Source organism: Leifsonia sp. NPDC056824, from assembly GCF_042789575.1.
Lineage (GTDB): Bacteria > Actinomycetota > Actinomycetes > Actinomycetales > Microbacteriaceae > Leifsonia.
This window is the reverse complement of the sequence record NZ_JBHUAV010000001.1, coordinates 875,168-902,046: the sequence shown is the minus strand read 5'-3', so window position 1 is coordinate 902,046 and position 26,879 is coordinate 875,168. Positions and strand designations below refer to the sequence as shown.

The 26,879-nt window shown below is 70.8% G+C and carries 27 protein-coding genes; 21 read left to right on the top strand and 6 right to left on the bottom strand.

All coding sequences use genetic code 11. The annotated features are described in order from the left end of the window. Positions 1-4: 4 nt before the first annotated feature. From ACFRFH_RS04405 to ACFRFH_RS04350, 12 genes are all read left to right on the top strand, one after another. Positions 5-2,470 (top strand): glycoside hydrolase family 3 protein, encoded by a 2,466-nt coding sequence (locus ACFRFH_RS04405; RefSeq protein ID WP_382461791.1) that lies wholly within the window; start codon positions 5-7, stop codon positions 2,468-2,470. Between the two features lie 363 nt (positions 2,471-2,833). Then, positions 2,834-3,139, top strand: coding sequence for a hypothetical protein (locus tag ACFRFH_RS04400; RefSeq protein WP_382461790.1), 306 nt, complete (start codon positions 2,834-2,836; stop codon positions 3,137-3,139). After that, complete coding sequence (locus ACFRFH_RS04395) at positions 3,136-4,365, top strand: hypothetical protein (protein WP_382461789.1); 1,230 nt, start codon at positions 3,136-3,138, stop codon at positions 4,363-4,365. The genes ACFRFH_RS04400 and ACFRFH_RS04395 overlap by 4 nt, the downstream gene beginning before the upstream one ends. Before the next feature lie 8 nt (positions 4,366-4,373). Beyond that, positions 4,374-4,721 (top strand): hypothetical protein, encoded by a 348-nt coding sequence (locus ACFRFH_RS04390; RefSeq protein WP_382461788.1) that lies wholly within the window; start codon positions 4,374-4,376, stop codon positions 4,719-4,721. Further along, complete coding sequence (locus ACFRFH_RS04385; protein WP_382461787.1) at positions 4,718-5,053, top strand: hypothetical protein; 336 nt, start codon at positions 4,718-4,720, stop codon at positions 5,051-5,053. The genes ACFRFH_RS04390 and ACFRFH_RS04385 overlap by 4 nt, the downstream gene beginning before the upstream one ends. Before the next feature lie 84 nt (positions 5,054-5,137). Continuing rightward, the gene (locus ACFRFH_RS04380; RefSeq protein ID WP_382461786.1) at positions 5,138-6,346 is read left to right on the top strand and encodes an ROK family protein; all 1,209 of its coding nucleotides are present in this window, start codon (positions 5,138-5,140) and stop codon (positions 6,344-6,346) included. Then, entirely contained in the window at positions 6,346-7,299 is a 954-nt protein-coding gene (locus ACFRFH_RS04375) for a carbohydrate ABC transporter permease (RefSeq protein WP_382461785.1), read from the top strand. The genes ACFRFH_RS04380 and ACFRFH_RS04375 overlap by 1 nt, the downstream gene beginning before the upstream one ends. After that, positions 7,292-8,107, top strand: coding sequence for a carbohydrate ABC transporter permease (locus ACFRFH_RS04370; RefSeq protein ID WP_382461784.1), 816 nt, complete (start codon positions 7,292-7,294; stop codon positions 8,105-8,107). The genes ACFRFH_RS04375 and ACFRFH_RS04370 overlap by 8 nt, the downstream gene beginning before the upstream one ends. Positions 8,108-8,180: 73 nt before the next feature. Further along, on the top strand, positions 8,181-9,422 hold the full coding sequence (locus ACFRFH_RS04365) for an ABC transporter substrate-binding protein (protein ID WP_382461783.1): 1,242 nt from the start codon (positions 8,181-8,183) through the stop codon (positions 9,420-9,422). Positions 9,423-9,499: 77 nt separating this feature from the next. Then, a complete protein-coding gene (locus ACFRFH_RS04360; protein WP_382461782.1) occupies positions 9,500-10,642 on the top strand; it encodes a glycoside hydrolase family 15 protein in 1,143 nt (380 codons plus the stop codon). Beyond that, entirely contained in the window at positions 10,639-12,897 is a 2,259-nt protein-coding gene (locus ACFRFH_RS04355) for a TIM-barrel domain-containing protein (protein ID WP_382461781.1), read from the top strand. Before ACFRFH_RS04360 ends, ACFRFH_RS04355 begins: the two co-directional genes overlap by 4 nt. A gap of 50 nt (positions 12,898-12,947) precedes the next feature. Further along, positions 12,948-13,496 carry an isochorismatase family protein gene (locus tag ACFRFH_RS04350; RefSeq protein WP_382461780.1) on the top strand — a complete coding sequence of 183 codons (549 nt, stop codon included), beginning with the start codon at positions 12,948-12,950 and terminating at the stop codon, positions 13,494-13,496. Here the strand turns inward: ACFRFH_RS04350 and ACFRFH_RS04345 are convergent. Continuing rightward, entirely contained in the window at positions 13,493-13,969 is a 477-nt protein-coding gene (locus tag ACFRFH_RS04345) for a hypothetical protein (protein WP_382461779.1), read from the bottom strand. The genes ACFRFH_RS04350 and ACFRFH_RS04345 overlap by 4 nt on opposite strands. A 47-nt stretch (positions 13,970-14,016) precedes the next feature. Between ACFRFH_RS04345 and ACFRFH_RS04340 the strand changes: the two genes are divergently transcribed. Then, positions 14,017-15,147, top strand: coding sequence for a class I SAM-dependent methyltransferase (locus ACFRFH_RS04340; protein ID WP_382461778.1), 1,131 nt, complete (start codon positions 14,017-14,019; stop codon positions 15,145-15,147). Positions 15,148-15,176: 29 nt separating this feature from the next. Here ACFRFH_RS04340 and ACFRFH_RS04335 read toward each other — a convergent pair whose 3' ends face one another. Then, positions 15,177-16,067, bottom strand: a complete 891-nt coding sequence (locus tag ACFRFH_RS04335) for a glycerophosphodiester phosphodiesterase (RefSeq protein ID WP_382461777.1) — start codon at positions 16,065-16,067, stop codon at positions 15,177-15,179. A 172-nt stretch (positions 16,068-16,239) separates the two neighbouring features. On the opposite strand from ACFRFH_RS04335, the gene ACFRFH_RS04330 reads away from it, so the two are divergent. From ACFRFH_RS04330 to ACFRFH_RS04310, 5 genes are all read left to right on the top strand, one after another. Further along, positions 16,240-16,908 carry a GNAT family N-acetyltransferase gene (locus ACFRFH_RS04330; protein ID WP_382461776.1) on the top strand — a complete coding sequence of 223 codons (669 nt, stop codon included), beginning with the start codon at positions 16,240-16,242 and terminating at the stop codon, positions 16,906-16,908. Positions 16,909-17,044: 136 nt separating this feature from the next. Further along, positions 17,045-18,577, top strand: a complete 1,533-nt coding sequence (locus ACFRFH_RS04325) for an APC family permease (protein ID WP_382461775.1) — start codon at positions 17,045-17,047, stop codon at positions 18,575-18,577. A 121-nt stretch (positions 18,578-18,698) separates the two neighbouring features. Continuing rightward, positions 18,699-19,337, top strand: a complete 639-nt coding sequence (locus ACFRFH_RS04320; protein ID WP_382461774.1) for a hypothetical protein — start codon at positions 18,699-18,701, stop codon at positions 19,335-19,337. 83 nt (positions 19,338-19,420) lie between these two features. Beyond that, positions 19,421-20,185 (top strand): YcnI family protein, encoded by a 765-nt coding sequence (locus tag ACFRFH_RS04315; RefSeq protein WP_382461773.1) that lies wholly within the window; start codon positions 19,421-19,423, stop codon positions 20,183-20,185. Position 20,186: 1 nt separating this feature from the next. Next, entirely contained in the window at positions 20,187-20,861 is a 675-nt protein-coding gene (locus ACFRFH_RS04310; protein WP_382461772.1) for a copper resistance protein CopC, read from the top strand. A 107-nt stretch (positions 20,862-20,968) separates the two neighbouring features. On the opposite strand, the gene ACFRFH_RS04305 is transcribed toward ACFRFH_RS04310, so the two are convergent. Both ACFRFH_RS04305 and ACFRFH_RS04300 read right to left on the bottom strand, forming a co-directional pair. Then, a complete protein-coding gene (locus tag ACFRFH_RS04305) occupies positions 20,969-21,442 on the bottom strand; it encodes an SRPBCC domain-containing protein (protein WP_382461771.1) in 474 nt (157 codons plus the stop codon). Continuing rightward, entirely contained in the window at positions 21,439-21,816 is a 378-nt protein-coding gene (locus ACFRFH_RS04300) for an ArsR/SmtB family transcription factor (RefSeq protein WP_382461770.1), read from the bottom strand. The genes ACFRFH_RS04305 and ACFRFH_RS04300 overlap by 4 nt, the downstream gene beginning before the upstream one ends. 114 nt (positions 21,817-21,930) lie before the next feature. Between ACFRFH_RS04300 and ACFRFH_RS04295 the strand changes: the two genes are divergently transcribed. After that, the gene (locus ACFRFH_RS04295; protein ID WP_382461769.1) at positions 21,931-22,254 is read left to right on the top strand and encodes a YciI family protein; all 324 of its coding nucleotides are present in this window, start codon (positions 21,931-21,933) and stop codon (positions 22,252-22,254) included. 84 nt (positions 22,255-22,338) lie between these two features. On the opposite strand, the gene ACFRFH_RS04290 is transcribed toward ACFRFH_RS04295, so the two are convergent. Next, on the bottom strand, positions 22,339-22,707 hold the full coding sequence (locus ACFRFH_RS04290; protein WP_382461768.1) for a hypothetical protein: 369 nt from the start codon (positions 22,705-22,707) through the stop codon (positions 22,339-22,341). A 99-nt stretch (positions 22,708-22,806) separates the two neighbouring features. On the opposite strand from ACFRFH_RS04290, the gene ACFRFH_RS04285 reads away from it, so the two are divergent. After that, complete coding sequence (locus ACFRFH_RS04285; protein ID WP_382461767.1) at positions 22,807-24,969, top strand: ATP-dependent Clp protease ATP-binding subunit; 2,163 nt, start codon at positions 22,807-22,809, stop codon at positions 24,967-24,969. Positions 24,970-24,991: 22 nt separating this feature from the next. On the opposite strand, the gene ACFRFH_RS04280 is transcribed toward ACFRFH_RS04285, so the two are convergent. Next, entirely contained in the window at positions 24,992-25,597 is a 606-nt protein-coding gene (locus ACFRFH_RS04280) for a GNAT family N-acetyltransferase (protein ID WP_382461766.1), read from the bottom strand. Between the two features lie 126 nt (positions 25,598-25,723). On the opposite strand from ACFRFH_RS04280, the gene ACFRFH_RS04275 reads away from it, so the two are divergent. Further along, on the top strand, positions 25,724-26,773 hold the full coding sequence (locus ACFRFH_RS04275) for a zinc-dependent alcohol dehydrogenase family protein (RefSeq protein ID WP_382461765.1): 1,050 nt from the start codon (positions 25,724-25,726) through the stop codon (positions 26,771-26,773). Positions 26,774-26,879: the final 106 nt, after the last annotated feature.

Below are 26,879 nucleotides of genomic sequence, written 5' to 3'. Positions count from 1 at the left end.
CGTCATGACCGACCTCACCACCGCCACCGACGTCGCCGACGAGTTCCTCGACGGCCTGCTCGGCTCCCTCTCGCTCGAGCAGAAGGTGCGCCTCCTCACCGGCGCGTCCTTCTGGACCCTGCACGACGAGCCGCAGATCGGCCTGGAGACCATCGTGGTCTCCGACGGCCCGGCCGGCGTCCGCGGCCAGCTCTGGGACGAGCGCGACTCCTCCGCCAGCCTGCCGTCGCCGACCTCCCTCGCCGCGTCCTGGGACGTCGAGCGGGTGCACCGCCTCGGCCAGCTCATCGCGGCGGAGGCCCGGCGCAAGGGCGTCGGCGTGGCGCTCGGCCCCACCGTCAACATCCAGCGCTCGCCGCGCGGCGGCCGGCACTTCGAGGCGTACAGCGAGGACCCGTGGCTCTCGGGCGTCGTCGGCACCGCGTTCGTGAAGGGCATCCAGTCCTGCGGCGTCGGCGCAACGCCCAAGCACTACGTTGCGAACGACAGCGAGACCGACCGGATGACGGTCGACGTGCAGGTGGACGAGCGCACCCTGCGCGAGGTGTACCTCGCCCCGTTCGAGCGCATGGTCGTGGAGGGCGGCGCCTGGCTGGTGATGTCCTCCTACAACTCGGTCAACGGCGTGACGATGACCGAGAACGACCTGCTGCGCTCGCCCTTGAAAGAGGAGTGGGGCTTCGACGGCGTCGTGGTCTCCGACTGGATGGGCGTGCGCGACACCGTCGCCGCGGGGAGCTCCGCGCAGGACCTCGCGATGCCCGGCCCGGAGGGCGTCTGGGGCGACGCGCTGGTGCAGGCCGTGCAGGCCGGCCAGGTGGACGAGGCCGCCATCGACGAGAAGGTGCGCCGCATCCTCCGCCTCGCCGGGCGCCTCGGCGCTCTCGAGGGTGTGGAGGCCGCGACCCCGCTCGCCGAGCCGTGGCCGCAGGAGCGCATCGACGCCCTGCTGCGCGAGGCGGCGGCCGACGGGATGGTGCTGGTGCGCAACGACGGCGTGCTGCCCTTCGATCCGGCCGCCGCGCCGACCCTCGCCGTGGTGGGCGAGCACGCCCGGATCGCCCGCACGCAGGGCGGCGGCTCCGCGACGGTGTTCCCCGACCACGTCGTCACCCCCTTCGACGGGCTGGTCGAGGCGTACGGCGCAGAGCGGGTCCGCTACGCGGCGGGCGTGAAGTCGTCGGAGTCGGTCCTCCCGATCGACGCTCGCGTGGCGACCGACCCGGTGACCGGCGAGCCCGGCGTGCGCGTCCGGTTCCTCGCGGAGGACGGCGCCGTGCTGCTCGACGAGCACCGCGCCTCCGGCAAGCTGGTCTGGCTCGGCGACCCGATCCTCGGCGAGACCGCCGTAGTGGAGGCCACCGCCGACTTCACCGCGCCGGAGGACGGCGAGTACTCGGTCGGCTTCGCGGGCCTCGGCCTGTTCCGCTTCGAGGTGGACGGCGAGCTGAAGAGCGACGGACTGTTCTTCCCGGAGGGCACCGACCCGTTCATGGCGTTCCTCAACCCGCCGAAGCAGTCGTTCCCCGTCGACCTGAAGGCCGGCCAGAGCGTCTCGCTGCGGCTGGAGCACCGCCCGCAGCAGCAGGCCGGGCTGGCGGCCGTCATGTTCACCTTCGGCTACGAGGAGCCGTTCGCCGACCCCGAGGCCGAGCTGGCGCGCGCGGTCGAGCTGGCCGCGGCCTCCGACGTCGCCGTGGTCGTCGTCGGCACCACCGAGACCCTGGAGTCGGAGGGCTTCGACCGCGCGGGACTGCGCCTCCCGGAGGGCCAGGACGAGCTCGTCCGCCGCGTGCTCGCGGTCAACCCGCGCACCGTGGTGGTCGTCAACTCCGGCGGCCCCGTCATCCTCCCCTGGCTGGAGGAGGCTCCGGCCGTGCTGCTCACCTGGTTCCCGGGCCAGGAGACCGGCGGCGCGCTCGCCGACGTGCTGACAGGCGCCCGCGAGCCCGGCGGCCGCATCCCGACCACCTGGGCCGCGGACGAGGAGGACGTGCCGGTCTGGCAGGTCGAGCCGATCGACGGGAAGCTGTTCTACGACGCGAAGCTCGACGTCGGCTATCGCGAGTGGCTGCGCCGTGCAGCGCTCGGCGGCCCGGCTCCGGCCATCCCGTTCGGCCACGGCCTCGGCTACACCGAGTGGGAGCTCGGCGAGGCGACCCTCGACGGGCACGCGGTCAGCGTCCCGGTCACGAACGTGGGCGGCCGCGCGGGCAAGCAGGTCGTGCAGGTCTACCTGTCCCGGGTGTCCGAGTCCGACATCGAGCGCCCGGTGCTCTGGCTGGCCGGCTACGCGCTGATCCGCGCGGAGGCGGGGGAGGCCGCGGTCGCGACCGTCGAGCTGGAGCCGCGCTCACTGCAGTACTGGTCGGTCGACGACCACGCCTGGCGCACGGAGCCGGGCGAGTACGCGGTGCAGGTCGGCACGTCCGTTGCCACGCTCGGGGAGCCGATCCGGTTCACCGTGTGAGTCCGGGGCGGCCGTGCGCCGTCTTTCTGAAACCCGCCCCCTCGGCCGTGATGACCCGGCCGAGGGGGCGCACCATTTTCCGGCTGTTGCCAGCCGAGGTTGCGCGTGTGAACGGTCGGGTGATCATTGGGCCGAAACGCCGGGCGGCGCTCGACTCGGGCCCGCTCGCCGTGGCGGGCATCGTGTTGAGTAGACCGACCCGTCTTCCATCCGGCCGGTCGCGTCCGTCCAGTCGCGGAATCGGGTCTTCGACTGACGCGGGAGCAGGTGGGCATGCGAGTTGTTCGAGTGGTGGGCGCCGCGGTGCTCGGCGTCGCGCTGATCGTTGGACTGACGGCCTGTTCACCGATAAGGAATCGCCTCATGACACCAGACCCTCCCGTCAAGGAACAGCAGCGAGCGGCCGCGCTCTACTTCCGTGACGAGTGGCAACCGAACGTCGAGAAGGTGCGGTTCACCCAGGACGGCCGCAGGCCGGCCGCCGGTGCGTCGTGGAGAGCAAATGCGATCGCAACGGTCGATGGCAGTGAGTATCACGTGATCATCAGCCCAGACCTCGGCCCATCGTTCGTGGGCGGTGACGGCAGGCCGCCCGAAGCGCCGACGCCTGCCCCGCATCTCGCGTTGACACTGGTCTACAGCGACGGAACATCGGAGGTGATCGAGTGACGACTGCGGAAGAGTACAGGGACCTCGCAAACAAGGCGTACGACGTAGACCGACTACATCAAGACCCTCCGCTGAGCGTAGGCGAAGAGTTCGACGCTGGTAGCGGAGACCACACGCAGGCTTACCAGGTCATCGACACCCAGGACCACCCCGCGAACGGCTTCCAGGCAATCGCGGTCGCACCCATCGTGGACGGCGTGCCGGACATGTCGCACATCGTCGTGTCCTACGCGGGTACGAATCCCGATCACCGTGCCGACCTCCTGGAGGACGTCGTGACTATCGTCGGCAGCACGCAGGGCCCGTTGAGCCAGGTGGCCGACGCGAAGCAGTTCGCCGACCGGGTGAGCAAGGCGCATCCTGATTCATCCATCTCGACCGTGGGGCATTCGCTGGGCGGGTTCCTCGCGTTGCTGATCGCGGCGGAGAAGAACTGGGACGCGACGACGTTCAACGGGCCGGACCCGTGGGAGTGGCTGTCCCCCGAGGCGAAGAAGCGGTTGGAGGCGGAGAAGCTGGCGGGTCGCAGCCGGCTGCACAACTACGTCAACGAGTGGGACCTCATCGGCAACCTCTATGGCAATCGGACGGGCGCCGCCGATTTCGTGACCGATGAGCGTGGCCGCGAAGCGTTAGAGTACCACAACATCGGTAAGGGTGGGGCGTTCACATTCGATCATGGTTCGATCGTGGGCGCCGGCGTTGAAGGCCATGGCCTGGAGGACATCCTCGCGAACATCGTCGATTCGCTCCTTCCCGGGGTGTCCGAGGCGGTTCATCCGCTCATCCTGGGACTGGCGGGCATCACGCGTAACCCGGTGGCGATGAAGACGCTCGCCAAGAACGCGTCGGGGGCGATGGTGGCGGTCGACTCGATCGCCGCTCTGAGCCTCGGGGCGAGCGTCGGCGGCGCCGCGACCGCGCTGGTCGCCATCAAGCAGGCCAACGGCCGGGTCGTCTCCCGGATGGAGGACGGTCTGCTGTCGGCGAAGAACGCCGCCGCGGTCCTGCCCACGATCACCGCCTTCGACATCGAGCACTGCATCGAGAAGAACCGCTTGCACGTCCACCAGAACGTCGATCGGGACGCCGTGCGGGAGGTCGATGACCGGGTCGACCGCCACCTCGTGCGGGTGGGCCAGCTCAGCGAGGGCATCACCCGGTCGGTGCGTCACGCCCTCGCGCAGGACGCGCAGTGGGCTGCGACGTTCGGGCTTGGCGGGTAGGAAAAGACATGGACCCCGCAGATTTCGTGCAGGAGCTCTTCGACGGCCTCGACCGCGAGATACAGTCCGGCGTCCAGGAGGTCCAGGACTGGATCGAGGCCCAGGTCCACGGTGCGGCGGTCCAACTCCTGGACAGCCTGATGCCGCCGATCGTCCACGCCGGCAACTCCGCCGTGAAGGTCAGCGAGTCCGCGATCGTGGTCTCCGCGGCTGCCGGCATCGGTCTCGCCCTCGGCTCCGCCGAGGTCGGCAACACGGTCCTCGCCGGCGCCGTGGCGGACACAGTTCAGCGCGGAATCGGCGAGCTGAAGGCCGAGAACGACTATGCCAAGGGGGTGAACAGCATCGCATGGTGACCTACCGATCGCTGGCAGAGCTTGAGGACGCCCAGGACGACGAGCGCAGGGCCGCACGGATGCGAATCGAGGCGGCCGAGCAGTACATCGGCCACTACCGCTCCAGGATCGACCAGGTGCGAGAAGCGTTCTATCGTCTCGGCGCGCACGAGGGCGTGGGTGACGACCCGGGCTTCCGGCAGGAACTCCAGCGCGTCTCGGACGCCGCGGGCGAGAACGTCGCGTACGCGGGCCGCAGGATCGGCGAGCTGGAAGAAGAGTACGACGCGATGCTCAGGGAGCACGACGAGCTGCGGGACCGCTTCCTCGCAGACCGCAACAACACCGACTGACAGCGCTCGGGCGCACCATTTTCCGCTGTTGCTTTGTTCATGACTATGTTCTATGGTTTATTTACTCCTGAACAAAGGCAGGCAATGGCGCTCTCCTCCCTCTCCCGCACCGATGTGAATCGCACGGCGATCCTCGCCCACCTCGGCGCGCAGGGCCCGGCATCGCGGGCCGACCTGGCCCGCAGGCTCGGCGTCTCCCCGGCGCTGGTCACCCAGCTCACGCGCGACCTCCTCGCCGACGGACTGCTGGAGGAGCTCGACCACGCCAGCTCCGGAGGCGGCCGCCCCGCCCGCATGCTGGGGCTCGTCTCCCGCACCGCGTCCTCGATCGGCGTCAAGGTCGCCCCCGACCACATCGCCTTCGTGGAGGTCGGCATCGACGGCTCGGTGCTCCGCTCGGCCACGGAGGAGTTCGACGCGGTCTCGCCGTTCGCCGCCTCCGGTCTGGTCGAGCGCCTCCGCGCCTTCATCGCGTCCGGCGACGGCACCCCCGTCCTCGGCGTCGGGGTCGGCTTGCCCGGCACCGTTCTCGAACAGGGCGTCGGAGTGGTGGACTCGACCCAGCTCCGCTGGAACCAGGTGCCGCTCGGCGCGACGCTGCGGCGCGCCCTCGATCTCCCGGTCGTGGTCGAGAACAACGTGAACGCGCTGACCGTGGCCGAGAAGCTCTTCGGCCAGGGCCGCGACTTCCAGGACTTCCTCGTCGTGACGATCGGCAACGGCGTCGGCGCCGGTGTCGTCGCCGCCGGCGCGATCCTCCGCGGCCGCGCGGGCGGCGCCGGCGACATGGGGCACGTCCCCGTGGTCCCCGACGGCCCGCTCTGCCAGTGCGGCAACCGCGGCTGCCTGGAGGCCATCGTCGGCCAGGGCGCACTCGTCGCCGCGGGCCGGGAGGCCGGCGTGCTCGGCGAGACCGACGGCATCGACACGCTCCGCGCCGCAGCGAACGCCGGGGACGAGCGCGCCACGCAGATCTACGCCGACGCCGGCCGCGTCTTCGGTCGCGCGCTCGCCGGCGTCGTCAACGTCCTCGACCCCGAGCTCGTCGTCCTCCTCGGCGAGGGCGTCGAGGCCTGGCAGCACTGGGCAGCCACGTTCGAGCCCGCCCTGCGCGCCTCGCTCGTGCCCGGAAAGCGCGGTGTCGCCGTCGCCGTCGAGAGCTGGCAGGACGACCGCTGGGCGCAGGGCGCCGCGGCGCTCGTGCTCGCCACCCCGTTCGACTCCAGCGGTGTCGCCGGCGAGCAGGGCCGGCTGGTCCGCGAACGTCTCGTCTCCACGGCGGGAGGCCGCTGATGGTCATGTCGGCCGTGCGGCCCACCGAGGTCGCGGAGCGCAAGCCAGGCGGCTCGCGTCCGTCGCGCAAGCGACCGCTGAAGCGCCGCCTCGGCTACGGGGGCATCGTCGCGGTGTTCCTCCTGCCGAGCCTCATCCCGTTGCTCGCGTTCGTGATCGGCCCGATGATCTCGGCGGCGTGGACCAGCCTCCACGAGTGGAACCTCATCGGTGACATGAAGTGGGTCGGCTTCGACAACTACGCCCACCTGCTCACCGACCCGGCGACGCAGCAGGCGTTCCTGCACACCGTCTACTACATCGTGGGCTACCTGCCGCTCGTCTACGTCGGCGGCCTCGGGCTCGCGCTGGCGCTCAACTCCAAGCTCAAGGGCCGCTCCTTCCTCCGCGGCGTGTACTTCCTCCCGGTCGTCACGAGCTGGGTGGTGGTGGCGCTGGTCTGGCGCTGGCTGCTCAACCCCAGCGTCGGCGTCGTCAACTACGTCCTCGGCCTGGTCGGCATCCACGGTCCCGGCTGGTGGGCGGACCCGGCATGGTCGATGCCGTCGATCATCCTGGCGTCCGCATGGAAGGACCTCGGCTTCGTCATGGTCATCCTGCTGGCCGGCCTCCAGACCATCAACCCCGACCTGTACGAGGCCGCGGAGATCGACGGCGCGGGCTGGTGGCGGCGGCTGTTCAGCATCACGCTGCCGATGCTGTCGCCCTCGACCTTCTTCGTGATCGTGCTCTCCCTGATCAACGGCTTCCAGGTCTTCGACCAGGTGTACGTGATGACGGGAGGCGGCCCGAACAACTCCAGCCAGGTGGTCGTGCAGCAGGTCTACGACCTGACCTTCCGTTACGGACAGGCAGGCATGGCCTCCGCCCTCTCGTGGCTCCTCTTCATCGTCATCCTCATCGTCACGCTCGTGCAGTTCTACGGCCAGAAGAAGTGGGTGAACTATGCGTAACCCGGTCGCGAAGACGCTGCTCTACGTCGCCGTCACCGTGGGCGCGCTGGTGATGATCTTCCCGTTCGTCTGGACGGTCGTCACCTCGATCAGCCCCGGCGCCAGCCTCACCAGCACGCCGAAGCTCATCCCGGACAACCCGTCGCTGGCGCCGTACCTGGCCCTGTTCGAGCGGGTGCCGTTCGCCCAGGTGATCCTGAACTCGCTGATCATCGCCGTGATCAGCACGGCGTTCCAGCTCGTGACGAGTGCGATGGCCGCCTACGTGTTCGCGCGGCTGCCGTTCCGGGGCCGCGGAGCGATCTTCCTGCTCTACCTGGCGACCATGATGATCCCGTTCCAGGTGCTCATCGTGCCGCTGTTCGTCGAGATGAAGTCGCTCGGGCTGATCAACACCTACGCGGGAGCCATCCTCCCGACGATCGCGTCCGCGTTCGGCGTCTTCCTGCTGCGGCAGGCGATCGGCACCGTGCCCTACGAGCTCGACCAGGCGGCGACCCTCGACGGCGCAGGCCACTTCCGGGTGTTCTTCCAGATCGTGCTCCCGCTGATCCGGCCGGCGCTCGCCACCCTCGCGGTCTTCGCGTTCCTCAACACCTGGAACAGCTTCCTCTGGCCGCTCATCATCCTGCGCGATCCGCTCATGCAGACGCTGCCCGTCGCCCTCTCCAGCCTCCAGGGCCAGTACTCCACGCAGTGGGACGTCCTGATGGCCGGCTCGGTGATCAGCATCCTGCCGATGTTCGCGCTCTACCTCTTCGCCCAGAAGTACATCGTGCAGGGCGTCGCAGGCACCGGTCTCAAGTAGCCCGGCAGCCCCTCCATCCCCACCCCCCATCCCCCGAATACACAGTCACAGCATCGAAGGAGATCGCACCCCCATGAAGAAATCACTCGTCGCCGGCATCGCCGTCGCGGCCCTCGCCGCGGTCGGACTGGCCGGTTGCTCGTCCTCCGGCAGCTCGGACGGCGGCAAGGCCACCGTCACGTACTCCAACTTCATCTCGAACGGAGGCAACGAGAAGAACCTCCAGGCCATCGTCTCGGCGTTCGAGAAGGCCAACCCGAACATCACGGTCAAGGTCACCACCACCGACTACGCCAACTACTTCACGAAGCTGCAGACCGACCTGTCGGCCGGCACGCAGGCCGACGTGTTCGACGTCGACGCGGGAAGCTACGCGACCTACCAGGCGGACGGCGTGCTCGCGCCGCTCGACAACGTGGACTCCGCCAAGTACCGCACCTCGGTGCTGGACACTTACAAGACCGGCGGCAAGCAGTTCGGCCTGCCGACCTCGTTCTCGAACGTCGTGCTGTTCTACAACAAGAGCCTCTTCGACAAGGCGGGCGTGAAGTACCCGACCAAGGACTGGACCTGGGCGGACGAGAAGGCGGCGGCCGAGAAGCTGACCGACAAGTCGGCCGGAGTCTGGGGCGACTACCAGCCCGTCACGTACAACGAGTACTACAAGGCGGTCCAGCAGGCGGGCGGCCAGTTCCTCAGCAGCACGGGCAAGAAGGCCGCGTTCGACGACGCAGCCGGCCAGAAGGCCGCCGACTGGATCGCGGGCAAGTCGGGCACCGTGATGCCGACCGCCGCGCAGGGCGCCGGCACGGCCGACTTCGACACCAACCTGTTCAAGGCGGGCAAGCTCGCCATGTGGCACACCGGCATCTGGATGTTCAGCACGCTGGGCACGCTTCCCTTCGGCTGGGACGTGCAGGTCGAGCCGGGTGACACCCAGAAGGCGAGCGCCACGTTCTCGAACGCGGTCGTGGTCTCCAAGGACGCGAAGGACAAGGCGGCAGCGCAGAAGTGGGCCGACTACCTCACCAGCTCCAAGGAGATGGTGGACGTGCGCCTGAAGTCGGGCTGGGAGATCCCCGCGATCAGCGACGACGCGCTGCTCAAGCCGTACCTGACCGCCGGAACGCCCGCGAACCGTCAGGCCGTGTTCGACTCGCTCGACCACGTCGCGACCGCTCCGCAGCTCGGCGCCAACTCGCAGAAGATCCAGGACACCGTGACGAACGCCCTCGGCGAGATCGCCGCGGGACGCCAGAAGACGTCCTCCTCGATCCCGTCGACGGCCGACCAGGTCACCTCACTGCTCAAGTGAGAAATCGTCCGGCCGCGTCGGAGTCCCCCCACTCCGGCGCGGCCGGGCCCGCTCAACCACAACACGGAAGAACCGACGTGCCCCGTTACACCGCCTCCCCCCTCGCCGAGCACAGCCGCGCGCTGATCGGCCGCCTCCAGACGCCGGAGGGCGCCTACCCGGCCAGCCCGACGTTCTCGGCGTACACCGGCTACTGCTGGTTCCGCGACGGCGCGTTCATCGCGGACGGCATGTCGGCGGTCGGCGAGGCGGAGAGCGCCGAGCGGTTCTTCGACTGGTGCGCCGCCGTCCTCACGGAGCGCGCTGACCACATCCGCTGGATCGTCGCGGAGACGGAGGCCGGACGGCCCCCGGCCGGCGCGCAGATGCTGCCCGCCCGCTATACGTTCGCCGGCGGCGTCGGTGACGACGAGTGGTGGGACTTCCAGCTCGACGGTTACGGGACGTGGCTGTGGGCGCTGGTGGAGCACACCGGTCGCCACGGCGCGGACGCCGCGCGCTGGCTGCCGGCGATCGAGCTGACGGTGGACTACCTCGTCGCCTCGTGGGACCGCCCCTGCTACGACTGGTGGGAGGAGCACAGCGAGCATGTGCACGTCTCCACGCTGGCGTGCGTCGCGGCCGGGCTGGACGCCGTGGCCGACGCCGGCCTTCTCGACGGCACGCGGGAGACCGGCGCCCGGCAGGCCTCGGCTGCGATCCGCGAGCTGGTGGCCGAGCGCGGGACGCTTTCCGGTCACCTCGTGAAGTGGCTGGGCAGCACGGCGGTCGACGGCAGCCTCGCCGCCGCGCTCGCCCCGCTGGGCTTCGCCGACCCCGCCTCCGGGCTCGGCGCGGCGACCATCGATGTGCTGGAGCGCCACCTCACCGTCAACGGCGGAACGCACCGGTATCTCGGTGACACCTTCTTCGGCGGAGGCCAGTGGCCGCTGCTGAGCTGCTTCCTCGGCCTCGCCCAGCTCGCCGCCGGCGACCGCGACCGCGCGGTCGAGCTGTACGACTGGGCGGCCTCCACCGCCACCGAGGAGCTCGACCTCCCCGAGCAGGTCGGCGCCCATCTGATCGCGCCGCGCATGCGCTGGGAGTGGGTGGAACGGTGGGGGACCGTGGCCACGCCCCTGCTTTGGAGCCATGCCATGCTGCTGCGCCTCGGCGCCGCCCTCGACGCCACCGCTTCTGATCCCGCTACCGACTCCGTCCTGGAAGGACTCGCACGATGATCCGTCACCGTCCCGCCGGCTCCGGTCACCCCTACTCCGTCGACACCGAGCAGCGCTGGCCCGTCGAACCGGAGGCCGGGTCGACCGCAACCCTCGGCGTGCGTGCCGACGCCACGGTCGACGCCGTCACCGCGGAGTTCGTCTGGACGCCGGACGGTGGCGCGGCCCAGACCGTCGAGCAGGCACAGACCGCCGAGCTGACCCTGGAGCGCGTCGCGACGACCTCCCGCGGCCGGGTCACCGACGGCGGCCACCTCGCGTCGGCACAGGCCAAACTCGCCCGCGCGGTCGGCGGCTGGCAGGTCGCCACCCCGGCGCTCCTGGCCGGCGGCACGTACCGCTACCGCTTCACCGCGCACCACGAGGACGGGCGCGTCGAGCGCACCCGCTGGTTCGACTTCCGCGCAGCGACCTGGCGCCCCGCGCCGGACCTCGTGGCGGCCATCGGCGCCTCCCGCGTCGTGCCCGGCTCGATCGAGGCCCTCGACGACGGCGTGCGCGTGCACCGGGTGCGCTTCGCCCTCCGCCTGGCGGCCGGCGAGCACATCACCGGGTTCGGCGAGCGTTACGACACCCTCGACCACACCGGCACCGAGCTCGACTCCGTCGTCTTCGAGCAGTACAAGAGCCAGGGCGCGGAGCGGAAGACCTACCTCCCGATGCCCTTCGCTCATGTGATCGGCGGCGACGGCTGGGGATTCCACGTCGTCACCTCGCGCCGGGTCTGGTTCGACCTCGGCGCCACCGACCCCCAGGTCATCGGGGTGGAGGCGCAGACCGGGCCGGACGGCTCGCTCGATGTCCGCTTCTTCGACGGCGACCCGGCGACCGTGCTGGGCGGCTTCCTTGACGGCGTGGGCCGCGCAGAGGAGCTGCCGTCTTGGGTCTTCCGGCTCTGGGCGAGCGGCAACGAGTGGAACACCCAGGCCGAGGTCATGCGGCAGATGGACCTCCACCGCGAGCACGACATCCCCGTCGGCTCCGTCGTCGTCGAGGCGTGGAGCGACGAGAGCACCTTCACGGCGTTCCGGGACGCCCGGTACGCGGTGACCGAGGACGGCGCGCCGCACCGCCTCGCCGACTTCGACTTCCCCGCGGAGGGCGCCTGGCCCGACCCCAAGGGGATGACCGACGAGCTGCACGCGCGCGACATCCGCCTGCACCTGTGGCAGATCCCGCTGATGAAGATGCGCCCGCACCCGCAGGGCCAGGCGGCGGCCGACGCGCAGGCGGCGATCGACGCCGATGTCCTGATCGCCGAGCCGGCGCCCGGCGGCGGGACCCGTCCGTACCGCAACCGCGGCTGGTGGTTCCCGCTCGCCCTGATGCCCGACCTCACCGACCGCCGCGCTGCGGAGTGGTGGACGGAGAAGCGCCGCTACCTCGTGGACGAGGTCGGCGTGGACGGCTTCAAGACCGACGGCGGCGAGCACGCCTGGGGCGGTGAACTGGTCTACCTCGACGGCCGGCGCGGCGACGAGAAGAACAACCTCTTCCCGGTCGCGTACGCCGCGGCCTACGGCGACCTCCTGCGCTCCTCCGGCAAGGCGCCCGTCACGTTCAGCCGCGCCGGATACTCCGGCTCGCAGGCGCACGGCGCGTTCTGGGCCGGCGACGAGAACTCCACCTGGGACGCTTTCCGCTGGTCGGTGAACGCCGGCCTCTCCGCCGCCGCGAGCGGCGTCGTGTACTGGGGCTGGGACATCGCCGGGTTCTCCGGCGACATCCCGGACGCCGAGCTGTACCTGCGCGCGACCGCGGCGAGCGTGTTCATGCCGATCATGCAGTACCACTCCGAGTTCAACCACCACCGCACCCCGTCGCGCGACCGCACCCCGTGGAACATCGCCGAGCGCACCGGCGACGAGCGCGTCCTCCCGCTGTTCCGCGAGTTCGTGCAGCTCCGCGAGCGCTTGCTCCCCTACCTGGCCGAGGAGGCCGCGAAGACCATCGCGACCGACCGGCCGCTGATGCGCCCGCTGTTCTTCGACCACCCCGGCGACCCCGAGGTCTGGCGGGCCGGCGGCGAGTGGATGCTGGGCGACGACCTCCTGGTCGCCCCGGTGCTGGAGCCGGGCGCCGACACGGTCGCCGTCTACCTGCCGGAGGGCGACTGGGTGGACGTCTGGACCGGCGAGCGCATCGCCGGAGGCCGGACGGTCGACACGGCCGCGCCGATCGACCGCATCCCGGTCTTCGCCCGGGCCGGTGCGACCGAGCGGCTGCGTGTCGCGTTCCCCTTCGGCGAGGGGTAACCTCGTCCCGTTCGCCGAGCACGGCAGCCGGCGGGCGTGAGGGGGATCGCATGACAACACTCCAGGGCCGCGAGGGCTCCGCGCTGCTCGTGATCGACGTCCAGAACGGTGTCATCGGCGGCGCGTACCGCCGGGACGACGTGGTCGACAACATCCGCGGTCTCGTCGACCGGGCGCGCTCGGAAGGCGTCCCGGTCGTCTGGGTCCAGCACTCCGACGAGAACGTCGAGTACGGCAGTGAGGCCTGGGAGTACGTGCCCGAGCTGTCGCGCGACGAGGCGGAGGCCCTGGTGCCCAAGCACTACGCCGACGCGTTCGAGGAGACCCAGCTGGAGGACGTGCTCGCCGCCGCGGGCGTCGGCCGGCTCGTCGTCACCGGATCGCAGACGGACGAGTGCATCCGCTCGACCATCCACGGCGGCCTCGTGCGCGGCTACGACGTGACGCTGGTCGGCGACGCCCACACCACGGAGGACCTGAGCGAGTGGGGCGCGCCGACGCCCGACCTCGTCATCGCGCACACCAACCTGTACTGGGGCAACCACCGAGCGCCGGGGCGCACGGCAGAGGTCGTCGGGGCCGCCGACGTCACGTTCTAGGCGGCGGGGACCCCGGAGACCGCCACCACCTCGAAGATGGTGACCGTCTGCCCGCCCTCGCAGCGGTCCACCCGGATCGGCATCCCCGGCAGGTCGACGGCGAACCAGAACACCAGCGTCGCCTCCCCGCGCCGCACCCGGTAACGGAGGCAGCGGCGCTGCTCCAGCGGCCCGAGGAGTTCCACGCGGTCGATCGTCGTGTGCTCCACGGGGAAGGCGGCGTGCTCCTGCAGCTCCAGCCAGCTGGACCGCTCACGCTCGACCGCGCCGGCGGGCCGGCCCTCCTCGTCGAGGGGCGTGTCCTCGATCCAGGCGCCCTCGTCGTCGCCCTCGACGAAACGGATGGCGGTCAGCCCGTCCCGGTTGCGGACCACCGACACCCGGCCTTCGGGGCAGCCGGTGCGGATCTCCGCGGCGGTGAACGGCGTCGGCGCGAGTCCGGGGGCGAGGACGTGCGGGTCGGGGTCGGTCATGGCTCAGGAGTACCACACCGCGCGGCCCGGTCTGGTTGACTGAACCGGTGTTCCCCTACGAGCGCCTCCGCCGCCGCCCCGACGTCGAAGCGCCGAACCTCTTCGGGTCGGACGCCGCCGACCGCCTCGTCGCCGACCTCGCCGGCGACGATGTCCTCCGCGACGGGCTGGTCGTCATCGGCGACGCGTACGGGGCGCTCACCCTGGCCGCGGCGGCTCGCGGCGCCCGCGGCATCCGCGTGCACCAGGACCCGCTCACCGCCGAGCGGGCGCTCGACGCCAACGCCGCCGACCTCGGACTCGACGGCACGTACGAGCATCGGCCGCTCGACGCCTCCCTCGTCGCCGGCGCCCGCACCGTGCTGCTGCGCCTGCCGCGGAGCCTGGAGGCGCTCGCCGAGATCGCCGCGCTGACCGCCGAGCACGCGCATCAGGAGGTCGTGGTCTTCGCGGGAGGGATGCTCAAGCACATGACGACCGCGATGAACGGCGTGCTGGGGGAGGTCTTCGGCGACGTGCAGGCGTCGCTCGCCCGGCAGAAGGCCCGCGTCCTCACGGCGCGCACGCCCGAGCCGGCTGCCGCGACCGCGCTCGACCGCTGGCCCGACCGGGCGTTCGACGACGCGACCGGCCTCCACGTCTGCGCGTACGGCGCGGCGTTCGCGGGCGCGACGGTGGACATCGGGACGCGGTTCCTGCTGACCGTGCTCGGCGACGCGGTGCCGGAGGCCGGCACGGCGATCGACCTCGGCTGCGGGACGGGGGTGCTGGCCTCCGCGCTCGCCGCCTCCCGGCCGGGCCTGCGCGTGATCGCGACCGATCAGTCCGCGGCGGCGGTCGCGTCGGCGCGGGCGACGGCCGTGGCCAACGGCGTCGCCGACCGGGTGGAGGTCGTTCGCGACGACGGCCTGGCATCCCACCCGGACGCGTCGGCCGACCTCATCGTGCTCAACCCGCCTTTCCACATCGGCAGCGCCGTGCACACCGGGATCGCGCACCGGATGTTCGCCGACGCCGGCCGGGTGCTCGCGCCCGGAGGCGAGCTGTGGACGGTGTGGAACTCGCACCTCGGCTATCGCGCCGTCCTGGAGCGCGCCGTCGGCCCCACGCGCCAGATCGCCCGCAACCCCAAATTCACCATCACCGCCTCGGTCTCACAACGGCCGAGGGGCACGTAAACGCCCCTAAAACGCGGTTTTAGGGGCGTTTACGTGCCCTTCGGCGCGAGGACTTCGCGGACGCCGGAGACGACCATGCCGGAGGCGCCGCGTTCGCGTGCGGTCTCGGCGCCGGTGGCGTCCGGAACGACGTGGGCCAGCACCGGCTTGCCGAGCTTCCGCATCCGCTCCCACACCGCGCGGGAGCCGTTGTAGTCGAGGCCCAGCGTCGTCCAGCGCGCCTGCGTCGACGGCAGCAGCTTCTTGTCGGCCTCCACCTCCGACGCGTAGTAGTACCCCCAGCCGCGGTAGCCGCGCGCGGCGGCCTGGCCCGGCCAGTCGGTCGCCGTGCAGTAGCCCTTGGCCACGAAGGCGCGCGTCGGCGACGGCGCGCGCGACATGATCGCGAACAGCTCGGGGAAGTGGATGCCCGGAACGACCTTCGGGTCGACGTAGAGCACATGGGTCGCGGCAAACGCGGCGACGATGTCCTCGAAGCGCGCGTACGGCTGCGCCGGTTGCGACGGGTTCGTGGTCCCTGCGGCCGAGATCCGGTGCCGGGAGACCTCCGCCCAGGTGTGCTCCGCCGCCACGAAGTCCGTGGTCCCCGACGTGCGGTCGAGGGTGGCGTCGTGCAGCCCGAACCAGACTCCGTCGCGGGTGCGCGCGAGGGAGACCTCCAGAGCCCTTGCCCCGAGCCGGACGGAGTTGCGGTAGCCGAGCATCGACATCTCCGGCCAGTCCCGGGAGCCGCCGTGATGCGCGACGGTCAGCATCGCGGAGCCGGTGGGGGACGTCCCGCCCGGTGCGGACCGGTCCGCGGAGAGCAGCGAGCCGACGCCGACCGCGCCGGCGGCCACCACTGCGACGGCGCCCACCGACACGCCGATGACCGCGCGCCGGGAGACCTTCCCGGGCTGCCGCTCCTCGTCGCCGCTCATGCGCAACCCTAGGCACACTCGGCCCCCGAATTGAAGACACCCCGTCGGGGGTCGACCGCATCGCCCTGTGCGTGGACTATGCGACGCTTCCAGGCTTCTCACGCTGACCGCACAGGTCGCAGCGCAGCCATAGCACGCGCGTTCTACCGTCGAAGCAGGAGAGGAGGACGCTGTGACCTCTCTCCCGCGTCGCCCGCGCCCGCTGCGATCGCTGCGCGCCCTGTGGGCCGCGCCCGTGCTCGGGCTCCCGGTCGAGGCGCACCAGGTGAGGACGGCGCGCCTGCTGCTGCGGCCCTACCGCCCGGCGGACGCACCCGATTGGCGTCGCATCGAGGACGACGAGGAGGTGCGCCGCGGCCTCGACTGGCCGCTGCGGACCTCGCGTCAAGTGGACGCGCACCTCCTGGCTCGCACGGCACACCGCACGCTCTCCGCTCCCGGCGATCTCCTGGTGCTCGCGGTGGAGCACGACGGCCGCGTCATCGGAGACGTCTCCCTGCACCTGCGCACGGTCGCGCCGGAGACCCGGATCGCGGAGGTCGGCTGGCTGCAGCTCACGTCGGAGGGCGGCCACGGCTACGCCACAGAGGCCGCCCGGGCGATGCTGGACGTCGCTTTCGACGAGCTGAGGGCGTGCCTGGTGACCGCGGTCGTGGAGCGATCCAATGTCTCGTCGGCCCGGCTGGCGCTCCGGCTGGGCTTCCGCCTCGCGGGAGGCACGGTCGAGCGTGCCACCTTCGTGCTGGCGGAGGCCGATCACACCGCTGCACGCGCGGCCCAGCCGTCCCGCGGAGCCGTCGAGACCCCGCCGTTGGGAACGGAAAGTGTCGAAAATCTCTGAGTAGCCCGACATCCGCCTCGGTTTTCGTCTGTTTTCTTCACATTCACAACCGATTTCGTGGCGAAAAGTCTTGTCCTCGGGTCCGGGAATTGCTAACGTCCCCCTGTCGCATACGCGACCCTAGCCAGGGAGAGCAATGACGCAGGAATATTCCCGGCCGGATTCCGTAGCACTCGGCAACGGAGCCGACCCTCGTGGGGGCGAAGACAAGCACGCACTGCAGGCGGACGGGGTGAGCGCCGCCGGCTCCATCGTGATGGCCGTGGCGGGCAGCGCCCCCGCGTACTCCATCGCAGCCACGACAGCGACCCTCGTGGGCGCCGCAGCACTCGGCGCGCCCGCCGCGCTCCTCTGGTGCGGCATCCCGATGCTCGGCATCGCGTGGGCGTTCCTCTACCTCGGCCGCGCCGACGTGAACGCGGGAGCCTCGTACTCCTGGGTCGCGCGTGCTCTGCACCCGATCCTGGGGTTCCTCTCCGGCTGGGCGCTCGTCATCTCGGCGACGATCTTCATGGTCGCCGGCGCGCTTCCCGCGGGAGCGATGACGGTCACCCTGTTCGCCCCGGACCAGGCCAATAACACTCTGCTCGTCACCGGCGTCGGGTCCATCTGGTTCCTCGTGATGGCGGCCTGCGTGCTCTTCGGCGTCCATGTGACCGCGCGGGCGCAGTGGATCATGTCCCTCATCGAGGTCGGCATCCTCGTCCTGTTCGCCGTGCTGATGATCGTCCACGCCTCGGGCGGGACGCACGCCGGGCCGTCCTTCTCGTGGGATTGGCTGGGCTTCAGCCACCTCACGGGCGCCGGCGTGTTCGTCGCGGCTGCGCTGGTCGCAGCCTTCTACTACTGGGGCTGGGACGTCTCGTCCAACCTCAACGAGGAGACCAAGGACGGGCACAAGAACGCCGGCTCCGCCGGCATCATCGGCGTGGTCATCGTCTTCCTGCTGTTCGAGATCTTCACCATCGCGACGATGGTCATCCTCCCGGCGAAGACGATCGAGCACAACAGCGCGAACGTCCTCTCGGTGCTGGGCGAGGCCGTCTGGCCGGGCTGGGGCGGCAAGATCCTGGTGATCGCGGTCGCCCTGTCGACCATCGCCACGCTGGAGACGACGCTGATCCAGGTGACCCGGACGCTGTTCTCGATGGGCCGCGACAACACGATCCCGAAGGTCTTCGGGACGTTGCACCCCCGCTGGCGGACGCCCGCCTTCGCGACGCTCATCGTCGTCGGGGTGTCCATCCTGCTGTTCATCGGATCGAACCTCGTGGGCGGCAGCATCGGCGACATCATGACCAACGCGATCGCCTCCATCGGCATCCAGATCGCGTTCTACTACACGCTCGCCGGGGTGGCGGTCGTGGTGGCCTACCGGCGGGTGCTCTTCAAGTCGGCGAAGAACTTCATCCTGATCGGGCTCTGGCCGGCCGTCGGCGCCGTCTTCATGGGGTACATCTTCGAGGAAGGCATCCGGCTGAACTTCGTCAACGCCGCCTGGATCGTCAACATCCTGGGCCTCGGCTTGATCGTGCTCGGCCTGGTGCCGCTCGCACTCTTCTACCGCAAGGCGAAGGGCTACTACACCCGTCGTCCGCTCGAGCTCCCGGCTGAGCTCGACGCGAAGGCCCCGGCCAACATCGACGACAGGGACCCGGCCGCGCTCTGACCCGAGCACAACGCGGCCCTTCCTGCCCGACGCGACCGCCGAGCCCCCACTGACCCCGGGGGGCTCGGCGGCCCGCGTTCGTGGGCGTAGCCGGTTCTTCGACGCCGCGTAGAGTGGGGGCATGAGTTCGCGCGGAGCCCGGGTCGTCCGCGGCTTCGCGGCCGCCGGCGTCGCGACGCTCGTCGCCGCGCTGTTCCACATGGCCGGAGGCGGCCAGGCGCCCAGCGCCCTCGCCCTCACGCTCAGCCTGGTCTTCTCGTCGCTCGCGAGCATCGTCCTCGTCGGCCGCCGGGTCGCCCTCTGGCGCGTGACGCTGTCGGTGGCGGTCAGCCAGTTCCTCTTCCACGCCCTGTTCACTCTGAGCCCGTCGGCGAGCTTCAGCGGGATGCCGATGGGCGGCCACCTGCACGCGGGCATGCACCTGACGCTCGTGCCGGGCGCAGGCGTTGCGCAGGACGCGGTGACGGCCGGCCCGACCTTCCTCGGGGAGGACGCCTGGATGTGGCTGGCCCACGCCGCGGCCGCCGCTCTGACCATCGCCGTGCTGCTGCGCGGCGAGCGGGCGCTGCTCGCCGTCGCGCGGTTCACGTTCTTCCGGCTGCGCCGGTTCGTCGACCGCGTCGCCGCGGTGACGCCCGTCGCACTGGGCCGTGCCGTCACGCCGATCGACACCGTTCCTGCGACCCTGCGCGGGGTGGAGGCGCTGATCGGCGCGCTGCGGCACAGGGGTCCGCCGCGGGCCGTCCTCCCGGCCGGCTGAGCGCTCGTGCTCGTCGCCGGGGAACGCAGCGCACCCTCCCACCCCACCCGGCCGCCTCCGCGCGGCCGAGAAACCGGACGAACATGAACAGCACTACCGCGCGCACGCACGCGCGCACCCGCACTCGCAGTTGGAGCATCGCCGGCGCCGCCTCGATCGCCGCCATCGCCCTCGCCCTGGCGTCGCCGCTCGCCGCCAGCGCTCACGTCACCGTCGGACCGAACCAGGCCTCGCCCGGCAGCTACCCGACGCTCACCTTCAATGTCCCGACCGAGTCCGCGTCCGCGGGCACCGTCAAGCTGGAGGTCGACCTCCCGACCAGCACCCCGCTCGGCTCCGTCGTCTACCAGCCGATCGCCGGCTGGAGCACGAAGGTGGTCACCGAGAAGCTGGCCACGCCCATCAAGACAGACGACGGCACGGTCACGGAGGCGCCGGTCAAGGTCATCTGGACGGCCGCGTCCGGTGTCCAGGTCGCGCCGGGCCAGTTCCAGCGGTTCGTGATCTCGGCGGGGGCGGTCCCCGACACCGGCAGCATCGTCCTCCCGGTCCACCAGTACTACTCGGACGGCACGGTCGTGAACTGGGACCAGAAGACGCCGGCTTCCGGCGCCGAGCCCGAGCACCCCGCGCCGACGGTCTACATCAACGACGCGCCCCCGGCCGACGGCGCGTCGAACGTGCTCGCCACCACCGGGGCGACGGCGCCGTCCAGCGCGGCCGCCTCGCCCGGCGCCGCGGCGGTCGCGATCGGCCTCGGCATCGGCGGCCTCGCGCTGGGCGCCATCGCCCTCGTCGTCGCGGTGTTCGCGGCGACCCGGCGGCCCCGCGCCCAGAAGGAGCAGTGACATGACGAGAATGACGACGCGCATGATCGCCGGGGTCGGCGGCCTCCTGGCGACGGTCGCGCTGGCACTGGTGCCGTCCGTCGCCGCGAGCGCCCACGACTACCTGGTGGACACGTCGCCCGCGAGCGGCGCCACGCAGACCGAGCCGCTGAGCCAGGTGAAGCTGACGTTCAACGACCGCGTGCTCGACCTGGGCGGCAACGGGTCGTCGGCGCTCCTCCGGGTCACCGACGCGGCCGGCAAGCATTACGAGACGGGATGCCCGACCATCCTCGACACCGCGGTCTCGGCCCCGGTCGCGCTCGGCGCCGCCGGCGGGTACACGGTGGACTGGCAGATCGTCTCGGCGGACGGCCACACGGTGTCCGGGTCGTACGGCTTCACGTACCAGCCGCCGGCCGGGACGTCGGCCGCGGCCGGCCGTACGACCCCCGGCTGCGCCGCCGCGTCGAACGTCGTCGCGACCCCCGGCGCCGCCGCGCCAGCGCCGACCTCCACCGCGTCGACCGCCGTCCCGACCAAGGCCTCTTCCGGCAACGACCTCGGCCTGGTCATCGGCATCGCCATCGGCATCGTTCTGCTCGCGGTGATCGGCGTCGTCATCCTCCTCCTCACACGCCGGCGCCCGCAGCCAACGGAGGAGTCCACCCCCCACACCCCCACCAACGACGCCTAACGGAGGACATCCACCCCTCCCGCCGCCGCAACTCCTCCGTTGCCGACGCCCCCTCCGGCCGTCGGCAACGGAGGAGTCCCAGCCCCCATCCCCCGCGATCTCCTCCGTTAGCTGCTGAGCGGCGGAGTGTCGGCCCGGATCTCCTCCGTTAGCGACGTCTCGTAAACGTCCGCCAGCGACTGGAGGCAACCCCGCCAGCCGTGCCCGTGCCGGTCGGCCTGGTCGTCGGCCTCGAACCGGGAGTGCACGATGCTGACCTGCGTCCCGCCGGGGTGGTCCGTGAACTCGACGTCGACGATCGTCTCGAACTCGTCCTCGTCCCATTTCCAGGTGAACGAGAGGCGATCGATCGGGGCGACCACCAGATAGCGACCGGAGGTGGCGTACGTCTCCTCGCCGAAGTGCATCTCGAAGCGGTAGCCGCCTCCGACCCGCGCGTCCACCCACGCGGTGGTGGGAGCGTAGTCGGTCACCGAGGGGCGCATCCAGCGGGAGGCGTGCTCGGGGGTGGTCCACAGCGTCCACATGAGAGAGCGGTCGATCGCGAACACCCGCTCGATCCGTACCTGGAGGTCGGTCATCGTTCGGCTCCTTCGTCGTTGCCGAGCTGCATCCCGAGCTCGGCGATGTAGGCGTCGAGCGAGTCGAGCCGGCTCTCCCAGAAGCGCCGGGTCTCCAGCAGCCAGGTCTGCGCGACGGCGAGACGGCCCTCGTCGATGACGAGGTCCTTCTCGCGCCCCGATCGCCGACGCACGGCGAGGCCGGCCTTCTCCAGCGACGCGACGTGCTTGTTGAGCAGCTGTGGTGAGATGCCGCGGGCGGCCGCGATCGCCGACATCCGCATCGGCGCACGGGTCGCCAGAAAGCGAAGGAGGTCCCTTCGCACGGGATGGGCGAGGGCGGCGAACACGGCGTCGAGCTCGACCTCCGACGCGGACTCCTGCACGTAAACCATGTGGTTGAGTATGCGCCGCCCATGGGGCACTCTGCAATTCGTCACAGACACCTTGCGTAAACCAATCGGTTTAGTGAGAATCGGATCGCACACACACGTCCGAAGGAGAAACCCATGAGCAATTACCTGATCCTGTACCGCGCGAGCGCGCCCGCGTCCCAGCAGATGGCCGACCAGGACCCCGCGGCCGCCGCGGAGGGCATGAAGCCCTGGATGGACTGGGCCCAGAAGGCGGGCGACGCTCTGGTCGACCTGGGTTCGCCCACCGAGACCGTCGACGGAGCCGACCCCGGCGCGACCTCGTTCATCGGCGGCTACTCGATCCTCCAGGCGGACTCGCTGGAGGCCCTGAAGAGCGTGCTCGACGGGCACCCGCATGTGGCCTGGGGCGGCACGATCGAGATCCTCGAAATCCTGAGCATCCCCGGAGCCCCGTAACCCAGCACCCCAACGCGTGACCCGAGGGGCACGTCGTTGTCACTTTTCGCCCGCGGAAGTGACAACGACGTGCCCTTCGGCGACTCAGGAGCGCGGGTGCTCGGAGCGCGCGTCGTCGCGGGCGCGGCGCTTCGCACCGGGCGCGTCCAGCAGCGACAGCCAGAACAGCAGTCCGAGCAGTCCGAAGATCAGCAGCGCCAATAACAGGTCGGTCCACTCGAACGGGATGAGCGTTCCGTCGATCGACATCACCAGCACCAGCTCCACGATCCCGAACGCGATGAAGAACAGCGCGAGCAGCGTGCGCGTGAGCCGGATGCGCCCGCGCCGGTGGACCTCCACCCTCCGAAGTTCGACCATGAGTGTCAGCAGCAGCAGTGGGAGGACCTGAGCGAGCGTGGCCGCGGTCTCGCCGTCGAGCAATACCACTCGCGCGTCCAACGGGTCGATCATGTGAGTCAGGGTAGCCGCATCGGAATACCTCTGGCAGAACCAAAGTTGCGCCTACTAGACTCAACTTTGTCACAGGACTTCGAAAGGAAACCCACCAGCATGGCGAACATGCAGGGCGCCCCCTCCACGCAGGAGGACGCGAAGAGCGCGCTCGAACAGTACGGCATCAACCTGACCGAGATCGCCAAGAGCGGCAAGCTCGACCCGGTCATCGGGCGGGACGCCGAGATCCGCCGCGTCAGCCAGGTGCTGACCCGGCGCACCAAAAACAACCCGGTGCTCATCGGCGAGCCGGGCGTCGGCAAGACCGCGGTCGTGGAGGGCTTGGCCCAGCGCATCGTCGCCGGCGACGTCGCCGACTCGCTCAAGGGCAAGCAGCTCGTCACGCTCGACCTCTCCGCCCTGGTCGCCGGCGCGATGTACCGCGGCCAGTTCGAGGAGCGGCTGAAGGCCGTCCTCAAGGAGATCAACGACGCCGAGGGCGAGATCATCACCTTCGTCGACGAGCTGCACATCCTGATGGGCGCGGGCGGCGGGGAGGGCTCGGTCGCGGCCTCCAACATGCTGAAGCCGATGCTGGCCCGCGGCGAGCTGCGCCTCATCGGCGCCACGACGCTCAACGAGTACCGCGAGTTCATCGAGAAGGACGCCGCGCTGGAGCGACGCTTCCAGCAGGTCTACGTCGGCGAGCCCAGCGTGGAGGACACGGTCGCCATCCTGCGCGGTCTGAAGGGCCGTTACGAGGCGCACCACGGCGTCACGATCGAGGACTCCGCACTGGTCGCCGCGGCCTCCCTCTCCAACCGCTACATCACCGCGCGCCAGCTCCCGGACAAGGCGATCGACCTGATCGACGAGGCCGCCAGCCGGCTGAAGATGGAGATCGACTCCGCCCCCGTGGAGATCGACACCCTCCAACGCCAGGTGGAGCGCATGAAGCTGGAGGAGTTCGCGCTCAAGAAGGAGAAGGACGACGCCAGCAAAGCCCGCCTCGAGCAGCTCCGCGAGCGCCTCAACGAGCAGGAGGGCACCCTCGAAGAGCTCCAGGAGCGCTGGCGCGCCGAGAAGGCCGCACTCAACCGGGTGGGCGCGCTGCGGTCGCAGCTCGAGGAGGCCAAGACTCACCGCGACCTCGCGCTGCGCGACGGTCGCTACCAGGAGGCCTCCAAGATCGAGTACGAGACCATCCCGAACATCGAGCGCGAGCTGGCGGAGGCCGAGCAGGCCGAGCACAGCCACCCGCGGATGGTGAACGAGCAGGTCACCGCCGACGACATCGCCGCGGTCGTGGCCGCCTGGACCGGCATCCCGGTGGACCGGCTCACCCAGGGCGAGACCGAGAAGCTGCTGAACCTGGAGCACGAGCTCGGCCGCCGCATCATCGGCCAGAAGAAGGCCGTGCAGGCGGTCGCCGACGCCGTGCGGCGCACCAGGGCGGGCATCTCCGACCCCGGCCGCCCGACCGGATCGTTCCTGTTCCTCGGCCCGACCGGCGTCGGCAAGACCGAGCTCGCGAAGGCGCTCGCCGCGTTCCTGTTCGACGACGAGAAGGCGATGGTGCGCATCGACATGAGCGAGTACGGGGAGAAGTTCTCCGTCTCCCGGCTCGTCGGCGCCCCTCCCGGCTATGTCGGTTACGAGCAGGGCGGCCAGCTGACGGAGGCCGTGCGGCGGCGTCCGTACTCGGTCATCCTGCTGGACGAGGTGGAGAAGGCGCACCCCGAGGTGTTCGACGTGCTCCTGCAGGTGCTGGACGACGGCCGCCTCACCGACGGCCAGGGCCGCACGGTCGACTTCCGCAACACCATCCTGATCCTGACCTCCAACCTGGGCAGCCAGCACCTGGTCGACCCGACCCTGAACGAGATGGAGCGCGAGGAGGCCGTGCTGCAGATGGTGCGGCAGGCGTTCAAGCCGGAGTTCGTCAACCGGCTGGACGACATCGTCGTGTTCTCGACGCTCACCCAGGAGGAGCTCGGCGAGATCGTGGAGCTCAACATCGACCGGCTGATGCGCCGGCTGGAGGAGCGCCGGCTGGAGCTGGCGGTCACCCCGGACGCCCGGCGCTGGCTGGCCGAGCGCGGCTACGACCCGATCTACGGGGCGCGTCCGCTGCGCCGGCTGATGCAGCGCGAGATCGAGGACCGGCTGGCCACCGAGCTGCTCGCGGGCGAGATCCGCGACGGCGACACGGTGCGGGTCGACCTGGACCCGTCCGGCGAGCGGCTGGCCGTCGCGCCGGTGCGCGAGGAGCAGGCCTAGCCGCAGGTGCGGGTGCCGGCCGTCAGCGGTCGGCCTCCGTCGCCATCAGCAGGTAGCCGAACTGCTCGGCGACGACCGCGAAGCCGTGCCGCTCGTACAGCCGCTGGGCGCCGAGGTTCTGCTCCCACACCGTGACGGTGAGCCGGCGGTGCGTGGCGAGCAGCCCGGTCAGCACGCGGGAGGCGATGCCGTGGCCGCGGCGCTCGGCGAGCACGGCGAGCTCGACGACGTGGGTGCGGCCGTCTTCGTGGTGCAGCGTGACGGTGCCGACCGGCTCCCCGCCCTCCAGGACGATGGCGGTCTCGGCGGCGGGGTAGCGGTCGCGGCGGTCGGCCGAGTGCGCGCGGTACTTCGGCCCGAGCGCGGGATCGAGCTCTGCGCCCTCCGCCCCCGGGAGCTCCCAGCGCCGGGCGTCCCGGAAGACGCGGCGGAGGAACGCCTCGTCGGCGGGGGTCGCCGGCCTGAGCGTCACCACGCCAGGAGGGCCGGCAGGCGTCGCGTCGGGCGTCGTCTCCACGGGCTCGACGGGACGCAGCCGGACGGTCCGCGGCTCCCCGGCGCCAGGCTCGGACGCCCCGAGCACGAGCATGCGCAGCGCCGTCACGGCACGTCGCGACACCTCGGGCACTGGCGATCCTTCCTCGGCTCCTCGGCGGGGGTTCCGTGGAGCACGGATGCGAGCTTAGGGCATCCACCGGGCGCTCCTCTGGCCCGCAGAGAGGGGGTATTCACCTCCCACGCGTAGGCTGGAGGCATGCTTGCGACCATCATCCACGGAGAGCGCGACGTGCGCCTCGAAGAAGTCCCCGACCCCGTCCTCTCGACCGGTGGCGACGCCATCGTGCGCGTCGTCGCGGCCTGCGTCTGCGGGTCCGACCTGTGGCCGTACCGCGGCGTCACCGCGACCGACTCCCCGCGCCGCATCGGCCACGAGTTCGTCGGTGTCGTGGAGGAGGTCGGTCCCGACGTGAGCACGATCTCGGTCGGCGACTTCGTGATCGCCCCGTTCTACGACTGCGACATGACCTGCGAGAACTGCAAGAACGGTGTCAGCACCTCCTGCCTGCACGGCGGCTGGTGGGGCGGCGATGACCAGGTCGGCGGCTTCGCCGACGGTGGCCAGGGCGAGAAGGTGCGCGTCCCGCACGCCGACGGCTCGCTCGTCGCGACGCCGGAGTATCCGCGCGCGGAGCTGATCCCGAGCCTGCTGACCCTGTCGGACGTGATGGGCACCGGCCACCACGCCGCCGTCTCCGCCGGCGTCACCGAGGGCAGCACGGTCGTCGTGGTCGGCGACGGCGCGGTCGGCCTGTGCGCCGTGCTCGCGTCCAAGCGTCTCGGCGCCTCCCGCATCGTGGCCATGTCGCGGCACGAGTCGCGTCAGGCGCTCGCCCGCGAGTTCGGCGCGACCGACATCGTCGCCGAGCGCGGCGACGAAGGCATCGCGGCCGTCAAGGAGCTGTTCGGCGGCATCGGCCCGGACTGCGTCCTGGAGGCCGTCGGCACGAAGGAGTCGATGGACCAGGCCATCCGTTCGGCCCGTCCCGGCGGGATGGTCGGCTACGTCGGCGTGCCGAACGGCGGCGCCGAGCTGCCCATCCGCCCCCTGTTCAACACGAACGTCGGCGTGAACGGCGGCGTGGCCCCCGTCCGCAACTACGTGGAGGAGCTGCTGCAGGACGTCTGGTCCGGCGCGATCGAGCCCGGCAAGGTCTTCGACCTCGAGCTGCCGCTCTCCGAGATCGCCGAGGCCTACGCCGCCATGGACGAGCGCCGCGCCATCAAGTCCCTCGTCCGCCCCTAGCCACACCGCCCAGACGTGTGAAAATAGCGGAGGGCGTAGGGTGGTTAACGCCGGATAGAACGAATGGTGGGGGGGGGGGGGTGTTAGAGAGGAGGGAGGGCGACCC

Coding starts and splice junctions, on each gene's coding strand:
- ACFRFH_RS04295 (WP_382461769.1), top strand. CDS start 21,931: ATGAGCAATTACCTGATCCTGTACCGCGCGAGCGCGCCCGCGTCCCAG.
- ACFRFH_RS04320 (WP_382461774.1), top strand. CDS start 18,699: ATGAGTTCGCGCGGAGCCCGGGTCGTCCGCGGCTTCGCGGCCGCCGGC.
- ACFRFH_RS04310 (WP_382461772.1), top strand. CDS start 20,187: ATGACGAGAATGACGACGCGCATGATCGCCGGGGTCGGCGGCCTCCTG.
- ACFRFH_RS04405 (WP_382461791.1), top strand. CDS start 5: ATGACCGACCTCACCACCGCCACCGACGTCGCCGACGAGTTCCTCGAC.
- ACFRFH_RS04285 (WP_382461767.1), top strand. CDS start 22,807: ATGGCGAACATGCAGGGCGCCCCCTCCACGCAGGAGGACGCGAAGAGC.
- ACFRFH_RS04290 (WP_382461768.1), bottom strand. CDS start 22,707: ATGATCGACCCGTTGGACGCGCGAGTGGTATTGCTCGACGGCGAGACC.
- ACFRFH_RS04355 (WP_382461781.1), top strand. CDS start 10,639: ATGATCCGTCACCGTCCCGCCGGCTCCGGTCACCCCTACTCCGTCGAC.
- ACFRFH_RS04380 (WP_382461786.1), top strand. CDS start 5,138: ATGGCGCTCTCCTCCCTCTCCCGCACCGATGTGAATCGCACGGCGATC.
- ACFRFH_RS04390 (WP_382461788.1), top strand. CDS start 4,374: ATGGACCCCGCAGATTTCGTGCAGGAGCTCTTCGACGGCCTCGACCGC.
- ACFRFH_RS04315 (WP_382461773.1), top strand. CDS start 19,421: ATGAACAGCACTACCGCGCGCACGCACGCGCGCACCCGCACTCGCAGT.
- ACFRFH_RS04400 (WP_382461790.1), top strand. CDS start 2,834: ATGACACCAGACCCTCCCGTCAAGGAACAGCAGCGAGCGGCCGCGCTC.
- ACFRFH_RS04370 (WP_382461784.1), top strand. CDS start 7,292: ATGCGTAACCCGGTCGCGAAGACGCTGCTCTACGTCGCCGTCACCGTG.
- ACFRFH_RS04350 (WP_382461780.1), top strand. CDS start 12,948: ATGACAACACTCCAGGGCCGCGAGGGCTCCGCGCTGCTCGTGATCGAC.
- ACFRFH_RS04375 (WP_382461785.1), top strand. CDS start 6,346: ATGGTCATGTCGGCCGTGCGGCCCACCGAGGTCGCGGAGCGCAAGCCA.
- ACFRFH_RS04275 (WP_382461765.1), top strand. CDS start 25,724: ATGCTTGCGACCATCATCCACGGAGAGCGCGACGTGCGCCTCGAAGAA.
- ACFRFH_RS04365 (WP_382461783.1), top strand. CDS start 8,181: ATGAAGAAATCACTCGTCGCCGGCATCGCCGTCGCGGCCCTCGCCGCG.
- ACFRFH_RS04300 (WP_382461770.1), bottom strand. CDS start 21,816: ATGGTTTACGTGCAGGAGTCCGCGTCGGAGGTCGAGCTCGACGCCGTG.
- ACFRFH_RS04325 (WP_382461775.1), top strand. CDS start 17,045: ATGACGCAGGAATATTCCCGGCCGGATTCCGTAGCACTCGGCAACGGA.
- ACFRFH_RS04345 (WP_382461779.1), bottom strand. CDS start 13,969: ATGACCGACCCCGACCCGCACGTCCTCGCCCCCGGACTCGCGCCGACG.
- ACFRFH_RS04305 (WP_382461771.1), bottom strand. CDS start 21,442: ATGACCGACCTCCAGGTACGGATCGAGCGGGTGTTCGCGATCGACCGC.
- ACFRFH_RS04335 (WP_382461777.1), bottom strand. CDS start 16,067: ATGAGCGGCGACGAGGAGCGGCAGCCCGGGAAGGTCTCCCGGCGCGCG.